This is a genomic window from Microbacterium sp. bgisy203, assembly GCF_965345155.1.
GTDB lineage: Bacteria > Actinomycetota > Actinomycetes > Actinomycetales > Microbacteriaceae > Microbacterium.
Genome location: NZ_CBDRLZ010000001.1, coordinates 646,951 through 659,382 on the forward strand (window position 1 = coordinate 646,951; position 12,432 = coordinate 659,382).

The 12,432-nt window shown below is 70.0% G+C and carries 13 protein-coding genes; 6 read left to right on the plus strand and 7 right to left on the minus strand.

Annotated features, from left to right (window positions below):
• Positions 1-23 precede the first annotated feature (23 nt).
• Positions 24-1,373 (minus strand): M20/M25/M40 family metallo-hydrolase, encoded by a 1,350-nt coding sequence (locus ACRVYW_RS03105; protein ID WP_431801565.1) that lies wholly within the window; start codon positions 1,371-1,373, stop codon positions 24-26.
• A 72-nt stretch (positions 1,374-1,445) separates the two neighbouring features.
• On the opposite strand from ACRVYW_RS03105, the gene ACRVYW_RS03110 reads away from it, so the two are divergent.
• The 4 genes from ACRVYW_RS03110 (at position 1,446) to ACRVYW_RS03125 (ending at position 5,390) form a co-directional block, all read left to right on the plus strand.
• Positions 1,446-2,456 (plus strand): Gfo/Idh/MocA family protein, encoded by a 1,011-nt coding sequence (locus ACRVYW_RS03110; protein ID WP_431801567.1) that lies wholly within the window; start codon positions 1,446-1,448, stop codon positions 2,454-2,456.
• A 2-nt stretch (positions 2,457-2,458) separates the two neighbouring features.
• Positions 2,459-3,355 (plus strand): NYN domain-containing protein, encoded by an 897-nt coding sequence (locus ACRVYW_RS03115; RefSeq protein ID WP_431801569.1) that lies wholly within the window; start codon positions 2,459-2,461, stop codon positions 3,353-3,355.
• Between the two features lie 151 nt (positions 3,356-3,506).
• Complete coding sequence (locus ACRVYW_RS03120; protein ID WP_431801571.1) at positions 3,507-4,910, plus strand: MFS transporter; 1,404 nt, start codon at positions 3,507-3,509, stop codon at positions 4,908-4,910.
• A gap of 129 nt (positions 4,911-5,039) precedes the next feature.
• On the plus strand, positions 5,040-5,390 hold the full coding sequence (locus tag ACRVYW_RS03125) for a helix-turn-helix domain-containing protein (RefSeq protein ID WP_431801573.1): 351 nt from the start codon (positions 5,040-5,042) through the stop codon (positions 5,388-5,390).
• Between the two features lie 54 nt (positions 5,391-5,444).
• On the opposite strand, the gene ACRVYW_RS03130 is transcribed toward ACRVYW_RS03125, so the two are convergent.
• Entirely contained in the window at positions 5,445-5,825 is a 381-nt protein-coding gene (locus tag ACRVYW_RS03130; RefSeq protein WP_431801575.1) for a DoxX family protein, read from the minus strand.
• 250 nt (positions 5,826-6,075) lie between these two features.
• Positions 6,076-7,425: a DUF222 domain-containing protein gene (locus tag ACRVYW_RS03135; RefSeq protein WP_431801577.1), complete on the minus strand. Its 1,350-nt coding sequence runs from the start codon at positions 7,423-7,425 to the stop codon at positions 6,076-6,078.
• Between the two features lie 73 nt (positions 7,426-7,498).
• Here ACRVYW_RS03135 and ACRVYW_RS03140 point away from each other — a divergent pair, with 73 nt between their 5' ends.
• Both ACRVYW_RS03140 and ACRVYW_RS03145 read left to right on the plus strand, forming a co-directional pair.
• Positions 7,499-8,827 (plus strand): DUF4921 family protein, encoded by a 1,329-nt coding sequence (locus tag ACRVYW_RS03140; protein WP_431801579.1) that lies wholly within the window; start codon positions 7,499-7,501, stop codon positions 8,825-8,827.
• On the plus strand, positions 8,821-9,960 hold the full coding sequence (locus ACRVYW_RS03145; RefSeq protein WP_431801581.1) for a class I SAM-dependent methyltransferase: 1,140 nt from the start codon (positions 8,821-8,823) through the stop codon (positions 9,958-9,960). Before ACRVYW_RS03140 ends, ACRVYW_RS03145 begins: the two co-directional genes overlap by 7 nt.
• A gap of 22 nt (positions 9,961-9,982) precedes the next feature.
• Here ACRVYW_RS03145 and ACRVYW_RS03150 read toward each other — a convergent pair whose 3' ends face one another.
• The 4 genes from ACRVYW_RS03150 to nrdF form a co-directional block, all read right to left on the minus strand.
• Positions 9,983-10,369, minus strand: coding sequence for a DoxX family protein (locus tag ACRVYW_RS03150; RefSeq protein WP_431801583.1), 387 nt, complete (start codon positions 10,367-10,369; stop codon positions 9,983-9,985).
• Positions 10,369-10,779: a MarR family winged helix-turn-helix transcriptional regulator gene (locus ACRVYW_RS03155; protein ID WP_431801585.1), complete on the minus strand. Its 411-nt coding sequence runs from the start codon at positions 10,777-10,779 to the stop codon at positions 10,369-10,371. Before ACRVYW_RS03155 ends, ACRVYW_RS03150 begins: the two co-directional genes overlap by 1 nt.
• Positions 10,780-10,859: 80 nt before the next feature.
• Positions 10,860-11,324, minus strand: coding sequence for a DUF3817 domain-containing protein (locus ACRVYW_RS03160; protein ID WP_431801587.1), 465 nt, complete (start codon positions 11,322-11,324; stop codon positions 10,860-10,862).
• A gap of 116 nt (positions 11,325-11,440) precedes the next feature.
• Positions 11,441-12,421, minus strand: coding sequence for a class 1b ribonucleoside-diphosphate reductase subunit beta (gene nrdF, locus ACRVYW_RS03165; protein ID WP_431801589.1), 981 nt, complete (start codon positions 12,419-12,421; stop codon positions 11,441-11,443).
• Between the last annotated feature and the right edge of the window lie 11 nt (positions 12,422-12,432).

A 12,432-nucleotide genomic window follows, 5' to 3' on the forward strand; every position in this document is an offset into this window, starting at 1 on the left:
TGTCGACGCCGGGTGTCCGCGGGTCAGCTCGCCCGCACGAGATCGCGGTAGAACCCGATCCCGGCGAGCCACGAGTCGACGCGGATGCGCTCGTTGTGCGCGTGCAGCGCCTCGCGCTCGGACGGCGTCAGGTGGAACGGCGTGAAGCGGTAGACGTGCGATGAGATCGCCGTGAACCAGCGACTGTCGCTCGCGCCCAGCTGGATGTACGGGGTGGTCACGACGTCGCCTCCGAGGGAGCTCGCCACCGCTCCTGCGATCCGGCGCCACGGTTCGCCGCGCCACGGCGACACGGGCGACGGGTCGGATCCGTGCCGCACCTCGATCTCCACCTCGGGGTCGGCGATCACGCGGCGGACGCGCGCCGCGGCGCCGTCGACCGTGTCGCCGGTCAGCAGCCGGATGTTGAGCGAGGCCTGCGCCCGCGTGGCGAGGACGTTCTCGCCGGGCGCGCCGGAGAGCTCCGTCGCCACGACCGTCGTCCGCACCATCGCGTTCATCTCGGGCCCGAGGAACGGGAACACCTTCGCGAGGAGGGGCCCAGTGAGCCGGAGGTTCCCGAACACCCACCCGAGGGCCCCGTCCGTGTGCGGGGCGACGGTCGCGAAGAGGGCGCGGACCGGCGGAGTGATCCGCGTGGGGAACGGATGCCTCCGCAGCCGATCGATGGCCCGTGCGAGCCGGGCGGTCGCGGGCATGGCGGGCGGCGTCGAGGCGTGCCCCCCGGCCTCACGGGCCGTGAGGATGATCGTCATGACGCCGCGTTCGGCAACGCCCACCATGGCGGTCTGAGTCGCAACGCCCGGCACGGCGCCGTCGACGACCGCGCCGCCCTCGTCGAGGACGAGCCCGGGTGTCACGCCGCGCTGCGCCAGCGCCGCGACGATCGCCCGCGCGCCGCCGCCGGCGGTCTCCTCGTTGTGCCCGAAAGACAGGTAGACGTCGCGCGCAGGGGTGAAACCCTCGGCGACGAGATGCTCGATCGCCTCCATGATCGCGACGAGTGACCCCTTGTCGTCGATCGCGCCGCGCGCATGGATTGCGGCATCCGCCCCCGCGCCGACGATCTCGGCGGCGAACGGGTCGTACTCCCACTCCTCGGGCTTCACCGGCACGACGTCCAGATGCGCCATGAGGACAAGCGGGTCGGCCTGTGACAGCCCTTCCCAGCGGTACAGGAGCGAGTGCCCGTCGATCACCTCGCGCGTGAGCACCTCGTGGGTGCGGGGGTAGAGCCGCTCGAGCGCCGTGCGGAACTGCTCGTAGGCCTGCCAGTCGATGATCGACTCATCGGCGTGCGACACGGTGGGAATCCGGAGGAGTTCACGGAAACGATCGAGGGCGGCACGATCTTCGTCGGCGGGAGTGCTCACGCATCGAGACTAGGCGCTCGACGGCACGGGTCCGAACGGCACCGCGACGGCACTGCTCGGTAGGCTCGAGGCATGAGCGACAGCGGCACACACAGCATCCGATGGGGCATCCTCGCGACGGGCGGCATCGCCCACGCGTTCACGCAAGACCTGCGCACCGCGGGCCTCGACATCGCGGCGGTGGGCTCGCGCCGCGCCGACTCCGCACGGGAGTTCGCGGAGCAGTACGGCATCCCGCGCGCGCACGGCTCCTACGAAGACCTCGTCGCCGATCCGGACGTCGACATCGTCTACGTCGCCTCCCCGCACAGCCACCACGCGGCGCACGCCCTGCTCGCCCTCGAGGCGGGCAAGAACGTCCTCATCGAGAAGGCCGTGACGCTGGATGCCGCGGAGGCGATCGCGATCCGCGATGCCGCCGCCGAGCGCGGACTCCTCGCGATGGAGGCGATGTGGACGCGCTACCTGCCGCACATGGTGCGGATCCGCGAACTCGTCGCCTCCGGGGCGCTCGGCGAGGTGCGCACGGTCATCGCCGATCACACCCAGCGGATCACCGACGACCCGAACCACCGCCTGAACGCGCTCGAGCTCGGCGGCGGCGCGCTGCTCGACCTCGGCATCTATCCGGTGTCGTTCGCGGTCGACATCCTCGGCCCCGCGACCGACGCGCGGGCGCTCGGGCGTCTGGGTGAGACGGGAGCCGACACCGAGGCGTCGATCGCGCTCCGCCACCCCTCGGGCGCGGTCTCCTCGATCGCGACGAGCTCGCGCGCAGCGGGGCCGAACACCGCACACGTCGTCGGCACCGAGGCTCGCATCGACATCGACCGGGTCTGGTACACGCCGACCTCGTTCCGCCTCGTCGGGCCGGACGGCGATGTCCGCGAGGAGTACATCTCCCGCATCGAGGGGCGCGGCATGCAGTTCCAGGCGCTCTACGCCGAAGAGCTGCTGCGCGCCGGGCGCACCGACGGCGACATCCTGCCCTTCGCGGAGTCGGTCGCGATCATGCAGACCCTCGACGACATCCGCGCGCAGCTCGGCGTCGTCTACCCGAACGCATCCGACAGGAGCCAGTGACCGTGCCCGACCTGCAGAACCCCCGCGTCGCCGTCTACCTCGACTTCGACAACATCGTGATGAGCTGGTACGACCGGGTGCACGGACGGAACGCCTACGCCGGTGACCGGCAGAAGATCATCGCCGACCCCGACGAGCCCGAGATCGCCCGGAAGCTCAAGGAGGCGACGATCGACGTCGGCGCGATCATCGACTACGCCGCGTCGTTCGGCACGCTGGTCCTCACACGCGCCTACGCCGACTGGTCCTCGCCCGTGAACGCGTTCTACCGCTCGCAGCTCGTCGCGCGCGCCGTCGACCTCGTCCAGCTCTTCCCCGCCGCCGCCTACGCGAAGAACGGCGCCGACATCCGCCTCGCGGTCGACACTGTCGAGGACATGTTCCGCCTGCCCGACCTCACGCACGTCGTGATCGTCGCCGGAGACAGCGACTACGTCCCGCTCGCGCAGCGCTGCAAGCGGCTCGGCCGGGTCGTCGTGGGCGTCGGGGTCGCCGGGTCCACGGCGAAGTCGCTCGCCGCGGCGTGCGACCAGTTCGACTCCTACGACTCGCTCCCCGGCGTGGTGCCGCCGGCATCCACCGCCCCGAAGAAGGCGGATGCCGCGGCATCCGCACCCGCCTCCGGGGCGCGCCGGCGCAAGAAGGCCGAAGATCCCTCGGCCGACCTCCTCCGTCGCGCGCTCATCCTCGAGCGCGAGCGCACCGACGAGGAGTGGGTGCACCTGTCGGCAGTGAAGAACCTGCTCAAGCGCATGGACCCGTCCTTCAGCGAGAAGGCGCTCGGACACCGATCGTTCTCCGATTTCGTGAAGGCCCACCCCGACGTCGCCGACATCGACGAGTCGACGAACATCGTCCGCGTGCGCCTGCACACCGACACGCCCGCGACCTCCTCCTGACTCCCGCGGGGCGCTCGTCTCGGTCTCTCCTGTGCGCGCCCGCACAGGGAGTGTGCAGGCGTGGGTCTTGTACCTGAATCACGTTTCAGGTACCGTCACTCATCGGCACTCCCCCTGTGCCACTTCGCGCTCTACAAGGAGGTATCAGCGCATGGCTACAGCCACACCCCCCGACAGCGTTTACGCAGAGTACAAAGAGTCGAGTCTGCGTCGCGTCGTCACCGCGGCGATGGCCGGGACGATCGTCGAATGGTACGAGTTCTTCCTCTACGCCACCGCCGCAACCCTGGTCTTCGGCCTCATCATGTTCCCGCCGTCCGACGACCCCTACGCCGGCATCATCGCGGCGTTCGTCACCTACGCGGTCGGCTTCGTCGCGCGCCCGCTCGGCGGCATCGTGTTCGGCCACTTCGGCGACAAGTACGGACGCAAGAAGCTCCTGCAGGTCGCGATCGTGCTCGTCGGCGTCGCGACGTTCCTCATGGGATGCCTCCCGACGTTCCAGCAGGTCGGCTACCTCGCGCCCATCCTCCTCGTCGTCCTCCGCTTCGCGCAGGGCTTCGCGGTCGGCGGCGAGTGGGGCGGGGGCGTGCTGCTGGTCGCCGAGCACTCCCCCGACAAGTCGCGCGGCTTCTGGTCGTCGTTCCCCCAGGCGGCGGTACCGATCGGCAACCTGATCGCGACGATCGTGCTGCTCGTGCTGAACTGGTCGCTCCCGGCCGACGCCTTCCTCGCCTGGGGCTGGCGCGTCGCGTTCTGGCTCTCGGTCGTGATCGTCGCGATCGGGTACTACATCCGCACGAAGGTCTCCGACGCCCCGATCTTCCTCGAGGCGCAGGAGGAGGTGCAGGCCAAGGAGCACGTCAGCTACGGCGTGTTCGAGGTCATCAAGCGCTACCCCCGCGGTGTCGTGACGGCGATGGGCCTGCGCTTCGCGGAGAACATCATGTACTACCTCGTGGTGACGTTCTCGATCGTGTACCTGCAGAAGTACCTCGAGATGGACACGGCCTCCGTGCTCGCGATGATCGCGATCGCCCACGTCGTGCACATGATCGTGATCCCGATCGTCGGTCGCCTCGCGGATGTCGTGGGACGCAAGCCGGTCTACACGATCGGCACGATCGGCGCGGCTGCGTGGGGCTTCATCGCCTTCCCGATGTTCAACACGAAGGAACCGGTCATCATCATCCTGGCGATCTGCCTGGGCCTGGTGATCCACTCCTTCATGTACGCGCCGCAGCCGGCGATCATGGCCGAGATGTTCCCGACGCGCATGCGCTACTCGGGCGTCTCGATCGGCTACCAGGTCACGTCGATCGTCGCGGGCTCGCTCGCACCGATCATCGCGACGGCGCTCCTGTCGGCGTACGCGAGCTACGTACCAATCGCCGTGTATCTGGCGATCGCCGCGGCCATCACCCTCGTCGCCGTGATCTCCATGCGGGAGACGAAGGGCATCTCGCTGCGCGAGCTCGACCGGGTCGACCGCGAGCGTCTCGCCGCCGAGACCGGCACCGTCACGGTCGACGCGAAGGCCGAGGCGAAGAGCTGACCGCTCGGCGCTGACACCCGCACAGAGGGGACCGGATGCCTCGGCATCCGGTCCCCTTCTCAGGTCCGCTCGCCGTGCCCGCCGGTGTATCGGGCGGGGCGGTCGTCAGGCCATGAACGGGGGTACCTGATGAAGCCGTTCGAGAAGCGCGAGCTCGTCGAGCGGCTCGACCGGTACGTGCGGTTCCGGAACCTCGTGAGCGGCGACCACGCGCTGCGGCAGGGCGACGTGGACCGCGCTCTCGCCGTGCTGGCAGACGCCGCGCGGGCGAGCGTATCGCGCTCGGTGACCGAACAGGTCGTCCTCGACGCGCTCGGCGACGACGAGGCGTCGTCGACGGAGATCGCCGACCGCGCCGGGGTGTCGCGGGCGACCGCACAGCGTCACCTCTCGGCGCTCGCCACCCGCGGACAGGTCGAGGTGCGCCTCCGGTACGGCTCGACCGGCCGCCCGGAGCACCTCTACGCGGCGGTGCGCTGACGCCCGCCATGCCGCCATGTGGGCGGGATCGGCGTCACTCGCGTGGTGGGCAGATCAGTCGCGGGTCGACCAGAGCGCCCACGCGACCAGCAGCGGTTGGAAGAAGAGGCGCACGATCCGCTTCTGGTCGGTGTCGAGACCGAACGCCGAGCGATGCTTCACCGCCTGCTCGATGTTGCCCGGGAAGACGGCGACGAAGAACGCCGCGAGGATGTTCCCGATCCGGCGTCGCTCTTTCGGCAGAGCGACGAGAGCCGCACCGAGCATGATCTCGACGGCCCCCGACGCGACGACGACGCCGTCGGTGTCGATCGGCAGGAGGTCGGTCACGGCGTCGGGCACCTGCGCCTGGAAGTCCTTCCGCGCCCAGAAGAGGTGACTCAGGCCGGCGAATACCATGGCGCCGCCGAGCAGCCACCGCGCGAATGTCTTCATGTGTCCAGTGTGCCCGTGCTGACCCCTCGGCGTCTCCCCCTTGCGCGCCGCCTCGGCGGCACTAACCGCTCCGCTTCAGGCGCACCCGCACGCGCCCCGGCGCCCCCACTGCACGGCACGCGCCCCGCGCACGAACCCGCACCCCGTGCCCCCGTGCCCCGGCGCCCCCACTGCACGGCACGCGCCCCGCGCACGAACCCGCACCCCGTGCCCCCGTACCCCCGCGCCCCGCGCACGAACCCGCCCGCCCTCACGCTGCCGCTTCGGGCATCCGCGCCGACGTCGCCGCCGCAGGTCGTGGCGTGCGCGCGGCATCCACGTGCGGGGGTGGGATGAGCCACACCGCCGCCGCGATCCCTGGCCCGTCGATCCGAATCTCCCAGCCCTGATCGTGGATCAGATGATGACACGCGTCGCAGAGCAGGCATCCGTTCGCGGCGTCTGTTCGTCCGCCGTGCGACCACCAGTCGATGTGGTGCACCCGCGATCTTCCCGGCGGGGCGCCGCACCCGATGCATCCGCCGTCGCGTGTCGTGATCGCGCGCTTCTGCGCCGTCGTGAACAGCCTCTTCTCCCGCCCCCAGTCGAGGATCTCCGACTCACCGCCGAGGACCGCGGGAATGACGCCGCCGCCCGCCGCCATCCGCCGCACCGTCGAGATACACACCGGCTGGTCGATGCCGTCGATCAGCCCGACACCCGCGCCGGACTGGAGGTCGTCGAAGGCGACGCGCACCACGACGGTCGCGCCGGGCAACGTCTGATTCGTTGCCGTGCACCCCGAGTAGTGCGCGCAGATCGCGATCAAGGCGTCGGCCTGCATCTCCGGGATGGGACGCGGCGGGAGACCGTTGCCCCTCGTCTCGGCATCGCGCTGTCGATGGAGTTCGGCCGTGACCATCGCGTCGACGAGGTTCAGCACCACCGCGCCGCGACTCGGGTCGAAGAATCCCTTCAACGTCACGCCGCCCGAGGCATCCTGCCGCGCGGAGAGGAACGTGCGGGCGCGCAGATCCTCCTCCTTCGGCGCGACGCCGTCGGGATCGAGGTGCGCCTCCATGCGCACGAGCAATCGCTGCAGCGACGGCAGATCCAAGCCCGGAGCTTGCGCGGCGAGATGCTCCTCGGCCTCGTCGAGGCGCGAAGAGCCCACCCGTTGCTCGACTCCATCGAGCATGCGGATGATCGCCGCGGCCGCATCGCGCCCGATCCGCCCGGACGCGACCCCGGCGCCGACGTGCGGATGCCGGGCTGGCGCGGCCTCGCCGGAGAGGCGCAACTGTGGCACGGTCGCCGCGCCGACGTCGATGAGCTTCGACGCCTCTCCCGTCGTGGTGCCGAGCGTCGTGGCGAGCATCACGGTCGCGTTGCGATGCCCCTGCCGCTTGGCGAGGGAATCGGCTCCCAGTTCGGGTCGTGACTGCCGCGAGATCTCCGAGGCCACCTGCACAGCGGCGGCATCCACCAGGCGCCGCACCTGCCCGACCAGCCGGTTCATCTCGACGAGTCTGCCCGCCTCGCACCCCTCGACATGCTCATCGGGCCACACGCCCGCGAGAGCGGCGACCGCGTCGGTCAGCGCATCGACAGGGGAACTCATGTTCCCATATTAGGGGCTATGTGCGGCTCTGGCTAGTATCTTTCTTCGCAGAAATCATCGATAGAGTGAAGGAGTGAGTACCGGTGCACCTCCCCCGATCCGACGGCTGCCGGATGGCACCGTCAAACAGCTCGGCCCCCTCACGGGCACCCGGGTATGGACGGTTCCGGGCCGCGCGAACCGCCCGCTCGCCGCGGCGCGCACCGAGCCGCGGCACCTCGCGCCGGGCGAGTCGGACCGGCTCTGTGCGTTCTGCGTCGATCGCCAGCTCGAGACGACCCCCGAAAAGGTCCGCCTGGTCGGGCCGGATTTCACCCCCATCACCCATGTGCCGCCCGCACGGCTGCGCGACACGACCCCCGAGTTCCGGCGGTTCGGCAACCTCTTCGAGATCGTCTCGGCCGAGTATTGGCGTGAGAACCACGGCTTCCGTCAGCCGTCGACGATCGTCGAATGGGCGCGCGAATACCTGTCGACCGCCGAGGGTCGCGCGCACATCGCGGCGCTCGCCGACATCCGCGCCGCCGCCTCGGGAGTGGCGGTGTCGCTCGAGGAGGCGGCTCTCGATCTCCTCGGCGGCTCGCACGACGTCATCGTCGCCCGGAGGCACGTGCTCGACGGTGCCACGACCGACGATCAGCTCGCCTCGTCGGGCACGCTCACCCCCGACGAGCACGCCGCCTACACCGCCTTCACGGTGCGCTCCCTCGCCGAGATCCAAGCGGCACAGCCCCACGCGGCGTACGTCGCGGTGTTCCAGAACTGGCTGCGCCCGGCGGGTGCATCGTTCGAGCACCTGCACAAGCAGCTCGTCGCGATCGACGAACACGGGCCCCAGGTCGACCACGAACTGCGCCTGCTGAGCCACGACCGGCTCCTCTACCAGCATGAGATCGCCGATCTCGCGGTCGCCGAGGGGCTCGTCGTCGCGGCGACCGACGGCGCGGTCGCCTTCGCGGGCGTCGGCCACCGATATCCCACGCTCGAGGTCTACTCGACCTCGACGGCGAACCTGCCCCAAGAGCACTCGCCCGCCGGCATCCGCGCCGTCTCCGACCTCGTCCACGCGCTGCACGCCGCCACAGGCCCCCTCGTGCCGACGAACGAGGAGTGGCACTACCGCCCGCCCGGTGCCCCATGGCCGATGCCGTGGCGCATCATGCTGAAGTGGCGCGTCTCGACACCTGCCGGCTTCGAGGGCGGCACGAAGATCTACGTCAACACGATCGACCCGTGGGAGCTGCGCCGCCGCACCGTCGCCGAGCTCGAACGCCTGCAGGCCGAGGGACTCATCGCCCCCGGCATCCGCGTCGGCGACGCGTGCACGCCCGAAGACGCTCACCTGCGCTACGCCGAATCCGACGACGGCGCCGCGCCCGACGACCCGGACGGGGAATGGTGACCTTCCCCTTCGAACGCCTCCGCCGCTTCCCCGACATCGAGGGCGCGGGGCTCGTCGCATCGGATGCCGCAGATCGTCTCATCCTCGACGAGTCGGCCGCCGCACGCGCAGGCATTCGCGCGGGAGACACCGTGGTCATCAGCGACGCGTACGGCGCCCTTGCTCTCGGCGCCGCCTGGGACGCCGGGGCCGGCGACGGCGCGGAACGGATCCGCGTACATCAGGACGCGCTCACGGGCGAGCGCGCGCTCGCAGAGAACGCGGCCCGCCTCGATCTGGAGGGCCGTGTGGTCTCGCTCGCGGAGCTCGACGCCTCGCTCCTCCGGGGCGCGCGGCTCGTCCTCCTCCGCCTGCCGCGCTCGCTCGACACGCTGCGCGACATCGCCGGCCTCATCGCCGCGCACGCCGACCGCGACGTCGTCGTCTACGCCGGCGGTCGCATCAAGCACATGAGCGTCGCCATGAACGACGTGCTCGCCGAGGCGTTCGACCGTGTGGACGTCACGCACGCCCGCCAGAAGTCCCGCGTGCTCGTCGCCCGCACACCTCGCGTGGGGTGGGAGCCGGTGCCGGCGGCAGGCCGCGACGAGGGCGTCGAACTGCGCGCATTCGGCGGTACCTTCGGCGGGGCCCGGCTCGATCACGGCACCCGGCTCCTCCTTGCACACCTTCCCGCCGACCTTGCGGGAGGCGCGGCCGACGACCCGCTCGTCGACCTGGCGTGCGGCAACGGCTCCGTCGGCGCGTGGCTTGCGCTGCGGCATCCTGCCGCCGAGATCTGGTCCAGCGACCAGTCGGCATCCGCCGTCGCGTCCGCGCGGGCGACCGCCGACGCGAACGGTGTGGGCGACCGGATGCGCGTCGTGCGCGACGACCTGCTCACGCTCCGCCCCGACGCGTCGGCGTCGTTCGTCGCGCTGAACCCGCCGTTCCACTCCGGCGCCGCGGTGACCGACCAGATCGCCCCGCGGATGTTCGCCGACATCGCCCGCGTGCTCCGCCCGGGCGGTGAGCTCTGGTGCGTGTGGAACTCGCCGCTCCGCTACCGGCCCGCACTGGAGCGCATCATCGGCCCGACGCGACAGGTCGCCCGCGACGCTCGATTCACCGTGACGGTGTCGACGCGCCGCTGACGGCGGCGCCGGCGGCTGCGGATCAGTCGCCCGACGTCGACCAGACCGCCCACGCGACGAGCACCGGCTGCAGGAACAGGCGCACGAGGCGCTTCGTGTCGGTGTCGAGCCCCGGGGCGTCACGCTTCTGCTGCCACTGGTAGACGTTGCCGGGGAACACCGCGACGAAGAAGGCCGCGACGGCGAAGCCGATCCGGCGCTTCTCCTTCGGCAACAGCACGAGCCCGAGCGCGAGCATGATCTCGACGACACCCGAGGCGACGACGATCGTGTCCTTGTCGGTGCGCAGCAGCGTCGTCGCCCACGGCGGGACGACGATACGGAAGCCGCGGCGGCCCGACGGCGTGAGGTGACCGACGCCGGCAGCGCCGAGCAGGAGCGCCAGCAGCCATCGCGCGACGGCGCGCATCAGACGATCCCCGCACGGATGCCGTCGAGTGACGCGGCGACGTTCGGCAACCGCTGCGAGAGCGCCCCGTCGAGTTCGAACAGACGGTCGCGCGCCGTCTGGAGCACCAGCGCGCCCTTGGGCGTCACGTGGAGGTCGCTCGCCGCCCCGGCGTGGGCCGTCGCGTCTTCGACGAGCCCGTCGTCGACCAGCGTCCGGACGGCGGTGTGCGCGGACTGCACCGTGATGTGCGAACGGCGCGCCAGCTCGGAGAACGAGATACCCGGCTCGGCGTAGATGTGTCCGAGCAGTCCGAACTTGCGTGTCGTGATGCCAAGGTCACGCAGGATCGCCGACAGCTCGCCCTCCCACATCGCCGACACTGCGAGAAGCGCAATGACGGGGCTGAAGCGCGGGGCATCCTGACTCATGCGCCAATGCTAGTGGGGCCGCGCCGGTGTCGGAGGCGCGGCGTACCGTGATTCGGCGAGCGGCGGCACTCTGTCCCCGCTCAGCTCTTCGGCACCGGCGGTCCGATGATGAGCAGGACCGCGAAGATCGCGACGATCACGACGAGAAGGGCGAGGAAGAGCACCCACGGCCGTCGCAGCAGCCACGCGAGCGGGCGGTCGTACCAGCGCGCATCCGGGGCGTCGGAAGCAGGCTTCGTGCGCCAGGCGCCCTCGAGAAGACCGCGGCGATGCAGCCAGACCTCTGCCGGAACGGTCGCATAGGGGATGACCGCGCTCACGAGCGCCACGATCGTCGGACCGGCCTTCCACCGGTTGTTGAGCGCGACGAGCACGACCGTCGCCCCGTAGGAGAGGAAGACGAACCCGTGGATGCCTCCCCCGATCGTGACGGCCGGCGCCCACCCCGTGGTCGAGCGGACGACGAGCCCCGCGATCAGGAGCGTCCACGACACCGCCTCGGCGAAGGCGAGCGTGCGGAACAGGGTCAGCGGGGAACGGAACATACCTTCAGCATATCTGAAGGATGACGGACGCCCGTCGCCCGGGCGCCGGAAACGACGGATGCCGCGGAGGCGAACCCCCGCGGCATCCGATCGCGTCCGTCACGAAAGACGACGGCTCAGAACTCCCAGTCCTCGTCTTCGGTGGCGACGGCCTTGCCGATGACGTACGACGAGCCCGACCCCGAGAAGAAGTCGTGGTTCTCGTCCGCGTTCGGCGAGAGGGCCGACAGGATCGCCGGGTTCACGTTCGTCACGGTGGAGGGGAACATCGCCTCGTAACCGAGGTTCATGAGCGCCTTGTTCGCGTTGTAGTGCAGGAACTTCTTGACGTCCTCGGTCAGGCCGATGCCGTCGTAGAGGTCCTGCGTGTACTGGATCTCGTTGTCGTAGAGCTCGTACAGCAGCGAGAACGTGTAGTCCTTCAGCTCGTCGCGCTCGGCCTGCGAGAGCTTCTCGAGACCCTTCTGGAACTTGTACCCGATGTAGTAGCCGTGCACGGCCTCGTCGCGGATGATCAGGCGGATGATGTCGGCCGTGTTCGTCAGCTTCGCCTTCGACGACCAGTACAGCGGCAGGTAGAAGCCCGAGTAGAAGAGGAACGACTCCAGCAGGGTCGAGGCGACCTTGCGCTTGAGCGGTTCGTCGCCACGGTAGTAATCCATGACGATGTGGGCCTTCTTCTGCAGGTTCGGGTTCTCGACCGACCAGCGGAACGCGTCGTCGATCTCGGGCGTCGAGGCGAGCGTCGAGAAGATCGACGAGTAGCTCTTCGCGTGCACCGACTCCATGAACGCGATGTTCGTGTAGACGGCCTCTTCGTGCGGCGTGATCGCGTCGGGGATGAGCGACACGGCGCCCACGGTGCCCTGGATCGTGTCGAGGAGGGTCAGGCCCGTGAACACGCGCATCGTGGCGGTCTGCTCCTCGGGAGAGAGCGTCGCCCACGACTGGATGTCGTTCGACAGCGGCACCTTCTCGGGCAGCCAGAAGTTGTTCACGAGGCGGTTCCAGACCTCGAGGTCCTTCTCGTCCTGAATGCGGTTCCAGTTGATCGCCTGCACGTGGTCGACGAGCTTGAGCGGTTCGGGAGGGGTCATGATTCTTCCTC

Bases quoted from the DNA above. Each gene is read 5' to 3' on its own strand.
- ACRVYW_RS03110 (WP_431801567.1), top strand. From the start codon at position 1,446: ATGAGCGACAGCGGCACACACAGCATCCGATGGGGCATCCTCGCGACG.
- ACRVYW_RS03120 (WP_431801571.1), top strand. From the start codon at position 3,507: ATGGCTACAGCCACACCCCCCGACAGCGTTTACGCAGAGTACAAAGAG.
- ACRVYW_RS03125 (WP_431801573.1), top strand. From the start codon at position 5,040: ATGAAGCCGTTCGAGAAGCGCGAGCTCGTCGAGCGGCTCGACCGGTAC.
- ACRVYW_RS03130 (WP_431801575.1), bottom strand. From the start codon at position 5,825: ATGAAGACATTCGCGCGGTGGCTGCTCGGCGGCGCCATGGTATTCGCC.
- ACRVYW_RS03135 (WP_431801577.1), bottom strand. From the start codon at position 7,425: ATGAGTTCCCCTGTCGATGCGCTGACCGACGCGGTCGCCGCTCTCGCG.
- ACRVYW_RS03145 (WP_431801581.1), top strand. From the start codon at position 8,821: ATGGTGACCTTCCCCTTCGAACGCCTCCGCCGCTTCCCCGACATCGAG.
- ACRVYW_RS03150 (WP_431801583.1), bottom strand. From the start codon at position 10,369: ATGCGCGCCGTCGCGCGATGGCTGCTGGCGCTCCTGCTCGGCGCTGCC.
- ACRVYW_RS03155 (WP_431801585.1), bottom strand. From the start codon at position 10,779: ATGAGTCAGGATGCCCCGCGCTTCAGCCCCGTCATTGCGCTTCTCGCA.
- ACRVYW_RS03160 (WP_431801587.1), bottom strand. From the start codon at position 11,324: ATGTTCCGTTCCCCGCTGACCCTGTTCCGCACGCTCGCCTTCGCCGAG.
- nrdF (WP_431801589.1), bottom strand. From the start codon at position 12,421: ATGACCCCTCCCGAACCGCTCAAGCTCGTCGACCACGTGCAGGCGATC.